Origin of the sequence: Mastigocladopsis repens PCC 10914 (assembly GCF_000315565.1) — a bacterium.
Lineage (GTDB): Bacteria > Cyanobacteriota > Cyanobacteriia > Cyanobacteriales > Nostocaceae > Mastigocladopsis > Mastigocladopsis repens.
In genome coordinates, this window is sequence record NZ_JH992901.1 from 2,830,926 (window position 1) to 2,846,864 (window position 15,939).

11 protein-coding genes are annotated in these 15,939 nt (G+C 45.0%); 8 read left to right on the forward strand and 3 right to left on the reverse strand.

Going from position 1 to position 15,939, the window contains the following annotated elements; all coding sequences use genetic code 11:
• Positions 1–3,978 (reverse strand): cobaltochelatase subunit CobN, encoded by a 3,978-nt coding sequence (gene cobN / locus MAS10914_RS0114800; protein WP_017316721.1) that lies wholly within the window; start codon positions 3,976–3,978, stop codon positions 1–3.
• An 88-nt stretch (positions 3,979–4,066) separates the two neighbouring features.
• Between cobN and MAS10914_RS0114805 the strand changes: the two genes are divergently transcribed.
• Entirely contained in the window at positions 4,067–6,103 is a 2,037-nt protein-coding gene (locus MAS10914_RS0114805) for a GAF domain-containing sensor histidine kinase (RefSeq protein WP_017316722.1), read from the forward strand.
• Complete coding sequence (locus tag MAS10914_RS0114810) at positions 6,103–6,783, forward strand: N-acetylmannosamine-6-phosphate 2-epimerase (protein WP_017316723.1); 681 nt, start codon at positions 6,103–6,105, stop codon at positions 6,781–6,783. Before MAS10914_RS0114805 ends, MAS10914_RS0114810 begins: the two co-directional genes overlap by 1 nt.
• 239 nt (positions 6,784–7,022) lie before the next feature.
• On the opposite strand, the gene MAS10914_RS0114815 is transcribed toward MAS10914_RS0114810, so the two are convergent.
• Positions 7,023–8,276, reverse strand: coding sequence for an HhoA/HhoB/HtrA family serine endopeptidase (locus MAS10914_RS0114815; protein ID WP_017316724.1), 1,254 nt, complete (start codon positions 8,274–8,276; stop codon positions 7,023–7,025).
• A gap of 238 nt (positions 8,277–8,514) precedes the next feature.
• On the opposite strand from MAS10914_RS0114815, the gene MAS10914_RS0114820 reads away from it, so the two are divergent.
• On the forward strand, positions 8,515–9,555 hold the full coding sequence (locus MAS10914_RS0114820) for a zinc-dependent alcohol dehydrogenase family protein (RefSeq protein ID WP_017316725.1): 1,041 nt from the start codon (positions 8,515–8,517) through the stop codon (positions 9,553–9,555).
• 196 nt (positions 9,556–9,751) lie between these two features.
• Here the strand turns inward: MAS10914_RS0114820 and MAS10914_RS0114825 are convergent, their stop codons facing one another.
• Positions 9,752–10,666, reverse strand: coding sequence for a hypothetical protein (locus MAS10914_RS0114825; RefSeq protein WP_017316726.1), 915 nt, complete (start codon positions 10,664–10,666; stop codon positions 9,752–9,754).
• Positions 10,667–10,793: 127 nt separating this feature from the next.
• Between MAS10914_RS0114825 and MAS10914_RS0114830 the strand changes: the two genes are divergently transcribed.
• From MAS10914_RS0114830 to MAS10914_RS0114850, 5 genes are all read left to right on the forward strand, one after another.
• Positions 10,794–11,708 carry a metallophosphoesterase family protein gene (locus MAS10914_RS0114830; protein ID WP_017316727.1) on the forward strand — a complete coding sequence of 305 codons (915 nt, stop codon included), beginning with the start codon at positions 10,794–10,796 and terminating at the stop codon, positions 11,706–11,708.
• Between the two features lie 5 nt (positions 11,709–11,713).
• Positions 11,714–13,123, forward strand: a complete 1,410-nt coding sequence (locus tag MAS10914_RS0114835; protein ID WP_017316728.1) for an AAA family ATPase — start codon at positions 11,714–11,716, stop codon at positions 13,121–13,123.
• Positions 13,120–13,764, forward strand: coding sequence for a retron system putative HNH endonuclease (locus tag MAS10914_RS0114840; protein WP_017316729.1), 645 nt, complete (start codon positions 13,120–13,122; stop codon positions 13,762–13,764). The genes MAS10914_RS0114835 and MAS10914_RS0114840 overlap by 4 nt, the downstream gene beginning before the upstream one ends.
• Positions 13,765–14,234: 470 nt before the next feature.
• Positions 14,235–15,056 (forward strand): carbonic anhydrase, encoded by an 822-nt coding sequence (locus tag MAS10914_RS0114845; protein ID WP_017316730.1) that lies wholly within the window; start codon positions 14,235–14,237, stop codon positions 15,054–15,056.
• A 60-nt stretch (positions 15,057–15,116) separates the two neighbouring features.
• Positions 15,117–15,731 (forward strand): class I SAM-dependent methyltransferase, encoded by a 615-nt coding sequence (locus tag MAS10914_RS0114850; protein WP_017316731.1) that lies wholly within the window; start codon positions 15,117–15,119, stop codon positions 15,729–15,731.
• Positions 15,732–15,939: the final 208 nt, after the last annotated feature.

Here is a 15,939-nt window from a genome sequence, read left to right on the forward strand (position 1 = left end):
TTATTTCTCTTCTATGGCTGCTTCGGCTTGATGAACAATGTCTCGCAAATGTTCCAGTGTTTGTATATTTACATCGTGCCATAAACCGCGCTTATGTGCTTCTAACAATCTTTCAGCTATATCACGCAGAGCATACGGGTTTTTTTGCTCAATGAATTCTGAAACAACAGGGTCAAACACATACGCTTGGGCTATCCCTTGGTACATATAGTCTTCCACACACTTTGCCGTAGCATCGTAAGCAAATAAATAATCCACTGTCGCCGCCATTTCAAAAGCACCCTTGTAACCGTGGCGCATCACTCCCGCAATCCATTTAGGATTCACTACGCGAGAACGATACACTCGTGCGATTTCTTCTTTGAGTTGGCGGACTCGTGGTTGAGCAGGAATGGAATTATCTCCAAAATAGGTTTGGGGATTCTCTCCCCGTAGAGAACGTACCGCAGCTGTTAAACCACCTTGAAATTGGTAATAATCATCAGAATCGAGCAAATCATGTTCGCGATTGTCTTGGTTTTGTAACACTATCTGCATTTGTTGCAACCGCATTTCAAATGCTTCTGGTGCTGAACGTCCTTGTTGAAGGGATGAGGAAGTGGAGGAAGTGGAGGAAGTGGAGGAAGTGGAGGGAGATGAAGAGATTAATTTGTCTTTGTCTTCCCCTACTTCCCCTACTCTTCCTGAGGTGTAGGCATAGGAACTCCAGTTGATGTAGGCACGAGCTAAATCTTGGTCATCCATCCAGTTTTGCGCTTCAATTAAACCTTGGAGTCCTGCACCGTACGCACCTGGCTTAGAGCCAAAGATACGGTAGCGCGATCGCACTCTTGCTTCTGGTAAACTTAAACCAAGTTTTGTCCACAAATCGGTCTCTTGACGAACTTGAGCGGCTATTGGATTTTGCTCCTGCGGTTCTTCCAAAGCCGCCACCGCTTGCACTGCGGAGTCGAATAAATCAATCAAGTTGGGAAAAGCATCCCGGAAGAAACCAGAAATTCGTAACGTAACATCCACACGAGGACGCCCCAAAATAGAAAGCGGCAAAATTTCAAAATCCACTACTCGCCGCGCTGCACCATCCCATACAGGCTGCACGCCTAGTAAAGCCAGCGCCTGGGCAATATCATCACCCCCAGTCCGCATTGTCGCAGTTCCCCACACAGATAATCCTAGTGTTTTTGGATACTCACCTTGCTCTTGTGCATAACGTTCAATGAGTGCCTCAGCCGCTTTTCTACCGACATCCCAAGCAGTTTCTGTCGGTATAGCACGGATATCCACAGAATAAAAATTTTTACCTGTTGGCAGAACTTCCGGACGACCCCGCGTTGGTGCGCCAGCGGGACCACTAGGGACATAGCTGCCATTTAGTCCGCGTAACAAGTTGGTAATTTCTTGGTGCGTTTGTTGTAAAGAAGGGAGAAGCTTGGTGCGTATCCAGTTGAGAACAGCGCTGAGTTGTAAGCTGTGAGTTGTGAATTCTGAGTTGTGAGTTGTGAGTTTTTCTACAAGTTCGGCGGCTTGTTGTTCTAAGAATTCAACTGCATCGCCGACGGTACGACAGGAGTGTTGTGTCTTGTCAGCTAAAAGCTGAATATCTGGGACTGATAGCCCAGTACTGAAATCAGCAGTCAGGGGGTCGAAATCTAAGCCCAAATCTTCAGCCAAAGCACGGGTGAATCCAATATGATGGCGATTGGGAAGACGTGCGATCGCTATAATTAAATCTCGCAGCTGTCGCCCTTGAGGACATTGCCCAAAAATGTGCAATCCATCGCGGATTTGAGCTTCTTTCAATTCACAAAGATAACCATCAAGCGAAGGTAAAACAGAAAAGTCAAACGTCGAAACAGAAGATTCTTGTTTTCGTGTTATACCTTTTGCTTTATACTTTAATTCCAAATCCAAGAAAAGATTTTCTTTGACAACCAGTTCGCGGATGCGATCGCCAATGATTGGCAAACGAGTTGGATCTAAACTTTCCGCCTCATAATACTCATCAATCAAATTTTCCAACTCTTGCAAAGGACCATAAAGTTCTGCACGAGTCAGAGGCGGCGTCAGATGATCCACAATGATCGCTTGAGCGCGACGTTTAGCCTGCGAACCTTCACCAGGGTCATTTACAATAAACGGATACAAATGGGGAAGAGGTCCCAAAGCCACCTCAGGATAACATTGACTCGACAAAGCCACACTTTTCCCCGGAAGCCATTCCAGATTTCCATGCTTCCCCACATGAACCACAGCATCAGCGCCAAAACATTCCCTCACCCAATAATAAAAAGCTAAATAATCGTGAGTTGGTTCCAAATCCGGCGCATGATAATTCAAACTTGGGTCAACATCATACCCCCGCGCTGGCTGAACTCCCACAAAAATGTTACCAAGTTGAATTCCAGAAACTGCAAAACTCTGCTCCTCTTCCTTCTTGGCGTCCTTCTCCTGACGGAGACGCTGCGCGAACGTGTCTTCGCGGTTCATTTCAAAAACACTTCCCCACCTTGCGCCAATTCCTTTCTGCACAGCTTCTGGTAACGAAGCAAAATACTCCTCATACTCATCTACAGAAACACCTTGCAGCACCGGACGCAACTCTCTACCTTCCGGATCATTCGTCACCCCAGCAGTCAGACATTCAATCAACTCATCCCCAGTACAAGGTAAATTTTCCACCCCATACCCAGCCAACTGCAAAGCCTGAAGAATTTCCACACAACTCGCTGGCGTATCCAATCCCACGCCATTCGCTAGGCGTCCATCACGGGTAGGGTAATTTGCCAAAATCAACGCCACGCGACGTTCTTCAGGTGGCTTAGAACGCAGGCGCACCCAATTGGCGGCTAAGGAAGCGACAAACTCAATGCGATCGCTCACTGGTTCATAAACCACCACATCAGTTTCTAGAGACGAATGACTGGTTTGTACCGCCTTAAAAGATACAGCACGAGTGATGATTCGCCCATCTACTTCTGGAAGCGCCACATTCATCGCAATATCGCGAGGTGAAAGCCCTTGAAATTGCAACTCCCACTGCTCAACCGAACCACTACTAAGGATAACTTGCAACACAGGCACATCCAATTTTTGCCACAAATCAATCTGCGGTGTTTCTGTTTCCAAACGCGCCAGAGAAAAACTAGTGGTATTCAGCAGCAGCGAAACTTGCTGAGTGTCCTTGGGTTGACAAAACTCGCACAACTGAGTTTGAACATCAGTATCACGTAAAGAAGAAACAAAAATTGGCACTGGTGTTACATTTCGCTTTGCCAAAGCATCGCATAAAGCATCAATGACCTTGGTATTTCCCGCTAGATAATGGGCGCGGTAGAAGAGTATACCGACTTTGGAAAGAGTCGGGGAAGTAGGGGAAGTGAGGGGAGATGGGGAAGTTTCTTCTCCCCCTACTCCCTCCACTCCTTTTTCCCACTCATAAAGCCCGACACGCGGAACAACTTGCGCTACTGGAGGATTAAAAGAAGTTGAAAAGCAAGTATCGGCGATAAACTGGAGCGCGTTGAGAATATTTTCTACTCCACCCTCGTTGAAGTAGCGCCATACCTGATTCACAGTAATCAGAGGTAGGGTAGAGTGAGAGATTAAATCGGGGTCTATTGCGTCATCCCCTGGCATTACAATTAGGGTTGTACCATTACGTTGGACAATTTCCTGCACAACTTCTAAGCCATAAGCCCAGTAAGAACGCCCTCCTAATAGACGGAGGACAATGACCTGAGCGAACTCTAAAACTTTTTCGGCATAGTTATCAAGACTTACTTGTTGCTGCAATTGCAGCAGGTTGGCAACTCTTAAAGCAGGAAATGTCGTGGGTAATTTAGGTACAGCAGCCGCCAGAGTTTGAATGTCGGTATCAGCAGACGTAAGAAACACTATGGGAGCAGGGGTTTGTTCTAAAAAAATTACGCCTTCCGACTGAGGATTCCATCCTCCCGATGTGGCACTAATACGATGCATAATCCTGTATTACCGTCTTAAACTGTTGGTTAAAACACAGTACAAATTTTTCAGCAATAGCACGCCCCTTTCACTCCTCTTTGGAACAATGCCTAGTTCTCGCGATTTGAGCTTTTCTCGAACTTTGCCTAGTAATGTTTTTGATCAGCTTGGGGAATTATTGCAGCAGATGGCTCAAACAGTGGGAAAGGCGGTGGTACTTACAGAAGCTGTGATGACAGGGATTCACATACCTCAAGAATGGCAGGTACAAAGGTTTACTGTAGTGGTTTCTGAACAGTTTAATGCACTGCTTGTGGGTTCCTATGACCAGAGATGGGGAGCAGGGGAAGCAGGGGAAGAAAATGCTCCCTTATCTCCCTCATGCTCTCAGTACCGAGAACTGAATGTAAACTTGACCTTTGATCCAGAAGCGATCGCCTCCTTCGTGTTGAACTTGAGAGATTTGTTTGAGCGAGATTCCCATAACTACCAAAAGCTTGAACAATATCGTCAAATTCCCGTTCCTAATGATGCCACGCTTCAAAGTCAATTCTCACTTTTGTTATTAAAGTATTTTTTGCCACAGCCAAACCAGCAGCTAACAGAATCATCTTCCCCAAATTATCCGCACGTTTCTGTCTGTCATCCAGTGGAAGAAGCGTTGAAAAAACAGATTGCTCAAGAGCAACTGTTAAATCAGGTCACAACTCAAATCCGTAAAAGTCAGGATTTACCTGTCATTATGGCAACAGCAGTTGCAAAAGTACGAGAATTTTTAGAATTAGACAGGCTCGTAGTTTACAAATTTGAGGAATCAAGAGTCAAGAGTCAAGAGTCAAAAGTCAAAAGTCAAAAGTCAAAAGTCAAGAGTCAAGAGTCAATAACCTCCCCATCGTCCCAAACCCCAGAGCAAGAGTTACTTGACAAAGCTGGTTGTATTATCTACGAAGTCCGTGCTAATGATGATATTCCGTCAGTGTTGAATTTCCAAGACGAAAATGGCTTTGCACAAATACGCCAATGTTGGGAAAAGTATAGGCAAGGCTTGACTTTAGTTGTAGATGATGTGGAAAAAACTTATGCTCTAGAAGAGTGTTTATTGAATTTTTTAAAGGAAGCCAAAGTCCGCTCAAAGCTAGCTTACCCAATTATGTATGAGGAAAAACTTTGGGGGCTGTTGATTGCTCATCAGTGCAATACTCCACGTCTTTGGAGTGAAAGTGAAAAAATTTTGCTCAGTTCTGTTGCTGAACAACTTGGAATCGCCATTTACCAAGCAGAGTTAATGCGATCGCTCACTCAAGAAAAACAAACTCTGGAGCAACGAGTTGTTGAGCGTACAATGGCGTTGCATGACGCCCTCGTTGCTGCTGAAGCCGCCAGCCGTCTAAGAAGTGAATTTCTTGCCACTGTCAGCCATGAATTGCTCACACCTCTGACTCATGTCATTGGAATGTCTTCCACTTTGTTACGCTGGTCTTTTGGTGAGTTAAGTCAGCGCCAACGGGATTATCTGCAAACTATCCACGATAGTGGAGAACATTTACTAGAAATGATTAATGATATCCTCGACTTATCGCAAATCGAGGCGGGTAAGGCAGTTTTAAATATTACAGAATTTTCATTAGTCAACATAGCCCAATCCACAGTCAACGCGCTCAAAGAAAAAGCATCCACCCAGCGAGTCAATCTCAAACTCGATGTGCAACTCAACCCGCAGCGTGACATATTTACTGCGGATGCAAGGCGAGTGCAACAAATTATCTGGAATTTATTAAGTAATGCTATAAAATTCACGCCAGAAGGTGGTCATATCACTTTACGTCTTTGGGTAGAAGACGACACTGCCGTGTTTCAAGTAGAGGATACTGGCATAGGCATTCCAGAAGAACAGTTATCCCTACTGTTTGAGAAATTTCACCAACTCGATACACCCTACCGCCGCCGTTACGGAGGAACTGGACTGGGTTTAGCTTTAACTAAACAACTTGTAGAACTCCATCGGGGTCGAATTGAAGTAGAATCCACCGTAGGTGTTGGCTCAGTATTCACCGTTTGGATACTAGTCCAGCCGACTTCAGGACTGAGTGGGGAGTCTGGAGTGTTGAGTGAAGGGAGTGGGGGAGTGGAGGAAGAAAAGTAATGACAAATGACTATTTAATTCAAGCCCTGCGTCACGGACTCATCGTATCTTGTCAAGCGCCTGTTGAATCGCCTCTGCATGAACCAATGGTTATAGCAGCAATGGCGCAAGCTGCTGTTAACAACGGTGCTGTTGGAGTGAGGATTGATACTCCTGCTCACATCAGTGCTGTACAAGAAAGAGTTCAAGTACCAATTATTGGATTATGGAAACAAGTTATATCTGGTTATGATGTATACATCACACCACAGTTTCACCATGCTGCTGCTGTGGCACAAGCGGGAGCAGACATCATCGCCATAGATGCGACTAGCAGAAATCGACCTGGGGGTGAAACAATAGCAGATATCATTGCCAAAATTCATCAAGAATTAGGCAAACTAGTAATGGCAGATGTAGACACAATCGAAGCGGCAAAAGCGGCTGTAGCAGCTGGAGCAGATATTGTGGGGACAACTCTTTTTGGCTACACTGCACAAACCAAGCATCTTTCTCCCCCTGGCTGGGAACTCCTCACCCAGATGGTACAAATGTTAGATGTTCCAGCGATTTGTGAAGGAGGTATTTCTTCACCCCAAATGGCGCGTCGCGCTATTGATTTAGGAGCGTATGCGGTTGTTGTCGGCACCGCTATCACTGGTATTGATTATCTGGTGAGAGGGTATGTGAAAGAGTTGTGATTTATAGCTTAATTGAATATTTAAAATAGAGTTAGCAGCTCAATAAGACCAAACTATGCTTGCATGGAGAGGCGTTGGCGGTTGACACGGGAAATTCCGTTCGCGTAAGCGTGGCGCAAGCCATAGACGAATAAAACCGTCCTAAGTCTTTGTTTTAGTTGGAAGCCCCAACTTGAGGGTTGCTTAGTTGGGGTACTTCACAAGCCCCGGTTGTAAACAACTAGGGCTTGACAGATATGCTAGCTAGAAGCGGCTTCCCGTAGTTCACCCGGTCGCACAGTCAGCTGCTGAGTTTGTTCACCTCGTTGTACCGTAACCTGCAAGGACTGATGAATTCGACTCTGTTCTACCAAGTCTTGCAACTGTTCAGCAGTCGTTATTGCTTGTCCATCAACTTGGGTAATCACATCTCCCCGACGCAAGCCAGCAGCAGCAGCCGGACTGTTAGGTATAACTTGCATCACCAGCACAGCGTTAATTTCCGGCACCGTGATCATCGTATTCGGGTCGCTATTGGATTGTTTTGCTAGTTCTGGCGTGAGGGTAATCATCCGAACGCCGATGTAAGGATGAGAAATTTTCTGACCGCGAGCCAAAGCATCTTCAATGACCTTGGCTTTGTCAATGGGAATGGCAAACCCAATTCCCTGAGCATCAGCACGAATAGCTGTATTGATGCCAATAACTTCACCTTGTTCATTGAGCAGAGGACCGCCGGAGTTACCAGGATTGATGGCTGCATCGGTTTGGATAAAGTCCAAACGTTTATCAGGGATGCCAACTTGAGCGCTGGAGCGGTTCAGGGTGCTGATAATACCTAGGGTGACGGTGTTGTCTAACCCTAACGGGTTGCCAACGGCGATCGCCCAGTCACCCACTTGCAAGTCTTTAGAATTACCGAGGGGGGCTACTGGCAAGTTTCTCCCATTAATTTTGACAACCGCCAAATCTGAAGGCTCATCTACTCCTTTCACCTCTCCTTGCAACTTACGTCCATCCTTGAGGGTGACAGTGACAGAATCAGCACCACTGACAACATGAGCATTGGTGAGAATCATGCCGTTGGGGTCAATAATAAAACCAGACCCTTCCCCGCGTTGGTGGTACTCTTGAGGCACTCTGGAAAATGAGCCGTCACCAAAAAACTCCCGGAAGAAGGGGTCTCCAAAATACGGGTCAGGCGCACGCATGGTAATTATACGCTCTGTATCAATTCGCACAACTGCGGAACCAACTCGATTCACAGCAGCCGTCACGAAACTGCGAATAGCAACTTCTTCTTGAGAAGCTCCTGTTGAAGATGCAGTAGTTTCTACTGTGGTCGTACTCGGTGCGATAGCACTTGGCAGAGACGAGCGAAGAATTTGCAGGTTGGGAAATGCCCATAAAGTCGTCAAGGTCAATGCCACACTCAAGACAGCTACCAGCGCATGGCTAGTCACTTGACGCCAGAGGGGCGAGAAACGTTGTTCTTCAGAAGATGACAAAGACATAGTAATTTGTGCTATCTCAAAGAGCTTACAGGTTGCACAAACGTGAGCATCGAGTTTCTACAACCTATTAACATTTTGTAACTTAGATTCTAAAAAATCAGCGTCGATGATATCAGCACCTCTATGACCATTATTACTGGAGTGCCGTTCGGCGTGCAGCAACTCGCTAGAGTAAGACCAAGCAAAATTGGATCAATTTGTGATAAGTAAGCAGTAGAAAAAACAACAGGAAACTGCCATGAAAGTTTGGGAAGTTCAGTCTAAAGAAGGTCTGGATGCATTGACACTCGTTGAAAGACCAGAACCACAACCAAAGGCAGGGCAGGTACTTCTGAAGATGCGTGCGGCTTCACTCAATTATCGGGACTTGTTGACTATAAAAGGGGCATATGGATCTAAGCAAAAGCTACCGTTTGTTCCCTTCTCTGATGGGGTGGGGGAAGTGGTTGCTGTTGGCGACGGAGTGACCAGAGTTAAAGTGGGCGATCGCGTGGCGGGCATCTTCATGCAAACCTGGTTAGAAGGGGATTTCTCACTAGACAAATCAAAATCAGCATTGGGTGGTGCTATTGATGGCATCTTAGCTGAATATGTAACGCTCCATGAAGACGGCGTTGTTCATCTACCAGAAAACCTTTCTGACGAAGAAGCAGCATCGTTACCTTGTGCTGCGGTGACAGCTTGGAACGCCCTGACAACGGATGGCAAGCTTAAAGCTGGTGATACCGTGCTTGTGCAAGGTACGGGAGGGGTTTCTGTGTTTGCGCTGCAGTTTGCCAAAATTATGGGGGCGCAAGTTATTGCGACTTCTAGTAGTGACGTGAAGTTAGACAAGTTGAAACAACTTGGAGCATCTGAAGTCATCAATTACAAAACCACACCCAACTGGGATGAAAAAGTTTGGGAACTGACAAATCAAGTCGGAGTTGACCGCATTATAGAAGTTGGTGGTGCAGGAACTTTCAGCAAGTCGCTACGAGCTGTCCGCTATGGCGGGTATATCGGTTTGATTGGGGTGCTTACTGGGTTAAGCGCAGATGTCAGTACAGTGTCGATTTTGCACAAAGGTATTACTGTACAAGGCATCTATGTCGGTAGTCGTGCTATGTTTGAGGCTATGAACCGGGCGATTGCCCTTTGGGCGGCTCCCTTTGGGAGCATCGCTTTGCATGGTATCAAACCCATTGTTGACCGAGTGTTCCCCTTTGAAGAAGCGCGACAGGCGTTGGAGTACATGGAGAGTGGGGCGCATTTCGGTAAGATAGCGATACGCTTTTAGGAGCAAGGCTCAACAGGTTTTTTGCAACACATCGGTTAATAACTGAACTAAACCTGTCTTGAAAATGTCAATTGTATAAAGATAAAACCACAGATGTAGGCGTAAGCCTACATCTGTGTGCATCTGTGGTTTTAAATATTATTTGCTTAGCGTCTCTCCGTAGGAAAAAGGGGTTGACCACACCCGTAACTTCTTTTCAACTTGTCGCGCGCCGTTGCAAAATAATCATTTCTGTACCGACAACAGGATTCCGTGCTACCAACCTACCCTGTGAGTCAACAATATCCAAATGGCTAAAATCCAGTTCTTTAGAACGTTGTAGCATCTGTGCTAATAGCTTGTCTTGTTCCGATTGTTTGATATTATACCATTCATCACTCATTGTCACAGCAAGACTACTGTTATGGAAGTTAGCTTGAATTGACTGTATCAAACCCGAGGCAAAGCGATCGCTAATTTCCGCCACTTGATTTTCAATAGCTGCAATCAAGGTTTGCTCAGGCGTTAATACCAGGGTTGGGGTGGGAGTAGGTTCCGGTTCTGGTTCTGGTGGCGGAGTTTCTTCCACTGGTGGCGGGGTTTCTTCAGCTACTGGCGGTGTAATTTCCTCTACAGGCGGCGGGGTTTCCTCAGCGGCTGGTGGTGTGGGAAGTGTTTCCACCTCTGGTGGAGTTGTTATCGTTGCGGGAGGTGCTTCCTGGGTAGGTGGAACAGTCGCCACCTCGGTAGGCTTACCACCAAACACCGTAGAAGTTGTCCAAACCAGAATCACAGCAATTCCTGCAATTATCCCTGTTAAAGCCGTATCTGAGAACTTTGCCGATAAATTGGCTGGTAATAAGGAGCGGATTTTGCCTAAAGCTGCACTCCATCCGTTTAGAGAAGTGCTACGGCGTGTCCCGACAGAACCTGTTTCCAGTTGCTCTACCGTTGATTCTAAAATCCCAATCGTCCCTCTCAGAATTTGGATAATTGTAGCCTTCCAAATTGGCTGGACTCTGTGGTCAGATTTTTGGGGAGATTTCGCTTGTGGCTCAATCGTCGGTTGCGGCTGATTGGCTTCTGGTTCAGGGGAGAATGGTGGTTGTGAATTCTGATTGTCTTGGGACATGGAACTTTCACCGACAGCTGCGAATCAAAGACAAGAGACTTTATTCTTGTGGGTGCAGCCTCCTCAGCCCTAATTTATCACTTCATTGCCTCGGCTATACTTTACTATTTATTGAATTTGGTAATCTATGAAGCTGAAACGTCGTCAATTTTTGTTCTTAAGTAGCCTCAGCGCCATTGGTGTAGGATTTCTAGGTTGTGTCACTCGTCAAGCTGGCAAAAATGCTGGTATTGCAGCATCAAAGGCGGCAATACCTCTTAATCCAGCCAAAAACGACTTGTTACTGCGTTTTGTTTCCGTCGCGGATACTGGTACTGGAGATCAAGGACAGTACGCCGTAGCTAAGGCAATGACTCAGCATCATAACAAAAATCCTTATGATTTAGTAGTTTTAGCTGGTGATAATATCTACACCAATGGCGAAATGGAAAAAATTGGTGCAGTCTTTGAGCGTCCCTATGCACCGTTACTTCAGCAAGGTGTGAAATTTCAGGCTGTTTTAGGAAATCATGATATCCGCACTGCCAACGGCGACCTTCAACTTAAGTATCTTGGCTTTAATATGAGGGGTCGTTTCTACACATTTCGTCGCGATAATGTGCAATTTTTTGCTTTAGATACTAACACCAATGCTGACTGGGAAAAGCAGCTAAAATGGTTAGAGCAAGAATTAAGCGCCTCCAATGCACCTTGGAAAGTTGTCTTTGGTCATCATCCAGTTTATGCATCAGGTGTATATGGCAGCAATCCAACTTTTATTAAAGCCTTTACTCCATTGTTTCAAAAATATGGTGTTCAACTATATATAAATGGACACGAACACCATTATGAACGTACTCGTTCTCTTAATGGAACAACTTATTTAATATGTGGTGGTGGTGCTGGTACTCGTCCTGTTGGTCGTTCGGAATGGACAGAATATTCGGCAGAAAAGTTGAGTTTTGCCGCCTATGAGGTTTATGCAGATAGAATAGAAATTAGTGGTATCGGCACCGATAACCGCGTATTTGATAAAGGTATTATTCCACTTAAATCAGCTTAATTTTTATGAAAGTCAAGCGCCTAAAAATGAATTCTTTCCGTGGAATCGGCGATTTGACGCTCGATTTCAATGAAATGGGTCTAACTGTGCTTATCGGTGTTAATGGTGTAGGAAAATCAAGGATACTTGATTGTCTTGCTATTCTTTTGTCACAGTTGACAGGGCAGATTCAAGGTTCTGATGATTCCACACGTTCCTTAAGCGAACAAGACATAACGAATGGACGCAAAGAAACACAGATTAAACTTACGATTTCTCTCAACGGAGGGGAAGACATAACGTGGTCTTTAAGCCTGGAACGGGAAGAGGGCAAATCTACTAGAAATGCAGGCGAGACGCGGTTAGAGGCTATCAAATCTTTGTTAGATGGTATGAGCGGACAACGCCTGCAACAGTTGAGGCGCGGTAATGACTTGACAAAAGCTTTGCAAGTCGTCTCAGAAGTGCTAAGTCAGATAGAAGCTGATGAAGTGAGTCAAGACCATTTAAGAGATTTACAAACGGCGGTTGACGAAATAAATGGGCAGTTGGCACAAAGCAATAATGCTAGCATACCTTTGGCAGTTTACTATCCGGTGAATCGTGCTGTTCTTGATATGCCTTTGGAGATTTCAGAGGAACATTTATTTACTCAAAGAAATGCTTACGACCAAGCACTCACTGGTGGAAGAATTGACTTTAAAGGCTTCTTTGAATGGTTTAGAAATAGGGAAGATTTGGAGAATGAATGGCGACGAGATAACCCCAACCATAGAGACAAACAGTTGGAAGCGGTAAGAGGTGCGATCGCATCTTTGCAACCAGATTTTTCTGACTTACGAGTTGAGCGATCGCCCTTACGGATGACTATAAAAAAACAAGGTCAGGAACTCATCGTTAATCAATTATCTGATGGCGAAAAATGCTTACTAGCATTGGTGGGGGATTTGGCAAGGCGCTTGGCAATTGCTAACCCAGGTTTAGCAGATCCACTCCAAGGGAAAGGTGTTGTTTTGATAGATGAAATTGAACTGCACCTACACCCCAAATGGCAACGACAAGTTATTACAGCTTTGATCAGAACATTCCCCAATTGTCAGTTTATTATTACCACCCATTCGCCACAGGTGGTGAGTCATGTCCAACCTGATAGCATCTACCTCTTACAAGCGACACCTGATGGTATCGTTACTGAACAACCTGAAAATTCGTTTGGCAGAGATAGCAATCAGATTCTAGAAGACCTCATGGGTGTATCTGAAAGACCACAGGAAATTAAAGATAATCTCCGTGATTTGTTCAGATTAATTGACCAGGGACATCTCGATAGCGCCAAGCAATTGCGCCAAAATTTAGCTGATGAAATTGGAGAAGACGATCCGGAGTTTGTACGAGCAGATGTCCTTATCCGACGCAAGGAAATTCTAAATCGATGAAATATATTCAAAAGGTTAAAGAACCCGATATCTTAACGAAATGGAAGCAGAAATTGGGGAAAAGAACACCTGATTGGAAATCCTTTCCTCAGTCAATAAAAAATGAGGTCTATCAATCTCTACTACAGGAGCAAGGGTTCATTTGTGGTTACTGTGGTATGTCTATTGCTAGAAAGCAATGTCATATTGAACACTTCAGACCCAAGAGTGTTTATAAACACTTGACATTTGAGTATACAAATCTCATAGCTTCATGCCAAGGCGAAGATGAACACAGACCTCGCGTACCAGTGCATTGTGGACACAAAAAACAAGCCTGGTTCGATGAGGAACTGATGATTTCCCCCTTAGATCCCAATTGTGCAGATTATTTTAAGTACTCTGGTTTTGGAGAAATTCTGCCGACAGATGACCCAGATAAGCAAATAGCGGCTAAAACCACAATTCAAAAACTAGCACTCAGTATTGATAAATTGAGAAAGATGAGACGTGCAGCAATTGATGCGGCATTGCAGGCGACAGCAGGGTTAACAGATGCAGAGATACAACTCCTTGCTGTGGGTTATCAGAAACTAGATGCAGATGGACGATACACGCCCTTTTCTGCGGCGATTACGTATATACTTAAGCAATATTTTTGATATTTTTGATGATTGACCAAGCCCGCAACGGGAGCGGGTATAGGAGTATAGGGGGGTAGGGGTGTAGGGCTAATTAGCCCCGAACAATCATGTTACAAGCCCCCTTTTTTTTTAAATCAATTTGCTTGAGATACAGCGGTTTGCAATTGGGTGAGGTATACAAAGAAATAATGAACCACAGATGGACACAGATAAATTAGTACTTCATTCAGATGAGAAGCGCTGTATCTGTTGTGGCACGAGGAGTGTTGCGAAAAGCAGCATTAACAAATTTATAAAACAATACCGTTCAGATAAGACCAGAATCCTTATCAGGAACACAATGTAGAGACGCGCCATGGCGCGTCTCTACACACGTGATTTTTTATACATCAATCTTAACTGAACCGTATTGATTGATAAAACTCTGATACGACAGTAGACATCCTTTGGGAAAATTTAGAATATTACCTCTTCGTTTAGGTAGCTCTATGAAGAAATTGATTAAAGGCTTGCGTGAATTCAAAGCTAGCTATTTTTGCACCCATCAAGAACTGTTCGAACAACTTTCTCATGGTCAAAAGCCTAGGGTGTTGTTGATTACCTGTTCAGATTCGCGTATCGATCCAAACCTAATCACGCAAGCCGAGTTGGGTGAATTATTTGTCATCCGTAATGCCGGCAACATTATTCCACCATTTGGAGCAACCAATGGTGGTGAGGGTGCCACAATTGAATATGCTGTTCAAGCATTAGATATTCGACAAATTATTGTCTGTGGTCACTCGCATTGTGGCGCAATGAAAGGGCTAATGAAGTTAGACAGCCTGCGAGGCGAAATGCCGCTCGTGCATGACTGGCTGAAGTATGCAGAGGCAACCCGACGATTGGTTCTAGACCACTATAGCCAGTATTCGGGGGAAGAACTGCTAGAAATTATGATTGCCGAAAATGTGCTTACCCAAATTGAGAATTTGCGGACGTATCCGGTGATTCACTCTAAGCTCTACCAAGGGCAACTCAAAATTTATGCTTGGATTTATCACATTGAGACAGGAGAAGTTTTGGCATACGATCAGGAAAAGCACGCCTATGTCTCGCCCCAAAGCCAGCTGAGTGCTTTGGAGATAGATGAGGCACGAATGAACCAGGTTTCAGGTGGCAATGGGGGAATCCATTCCACTAAAACTCAGTCTGAGGTGGTTGAACCGCCTCAGGAACTTCCCGTCAGAGTAGATCAAGGGTTTCCAATAACACGGCTTTCTCAGGAGCAGATGGAGCGAATTTATCGAGGATCTTCGACAACAAAGTAAAAGTGTAGGGTATGAAGTGCTCTTTCCGACTCCAAATATTTAAAGGTTAGTGACAACCCTATGAATCTCTACTCCCAATTCGTTCTGCCTCGCTTACTGGATTGGTCGATGTCTGATGCAAGCCTATCCCGCTACCGTCAGAAAGTTTTGGCACAGGTGACAGGGGAAACGTTAGAAATTGGTTTTGGGACAGGATTAAATTTGCCTTACTATCCTAAACATATTCAAAAGCTCACGACAGTTGATGCTAATCCTGGGATGAATGCCCTGGCATTGAAACGCATTGAGGCTTCGGATTTGACTGTAGAAAATCACGTCCTGAATGGCGAAAACTTACCCTTTGCAGATCAAAGCTTTGATAGTGTCGTTAGTACTTGGACATTATGTAGCATTGCCAATGTCCAGCAAGCTTTGCAGGAGATTTATCGGGTGCTCAAACCAGGAGGGCGATTCTTTTTTATTGAACATGGATTGAGCGATAATCCTAAAGTTCAAGTTTGGCAAAATCGTTTAACTCCAGTGCAAAAAGTCATTGCTGATGGTTGTCATTTCAATCGCGATATCAAACGCTTGGTTGAAAACCAGTTCAACCAAGTCACAGTCGAACAGTTTCAGGCTGAAAACTTACCAGCAATTATGGGCTATTTCTATAAAGGAGTGGCGGTAAAAACATAACTGATAACCCAAAACGGTGTTAAACCTCTTGCATGCAGTCAATGTTTATCAAAAAAACCACAGATAAACAACGGACACTTGCTATCTCCTGCGCAGACGCTGCGCGTAAGTCCTGCGGACAGGCTGCGCCAACGCGTAGCGTGCCCGAAGGGCTTACAACGGGGGGAACCCTCCGCAGTCGCCTCAACGGGGGGAACCCCCGCACGGC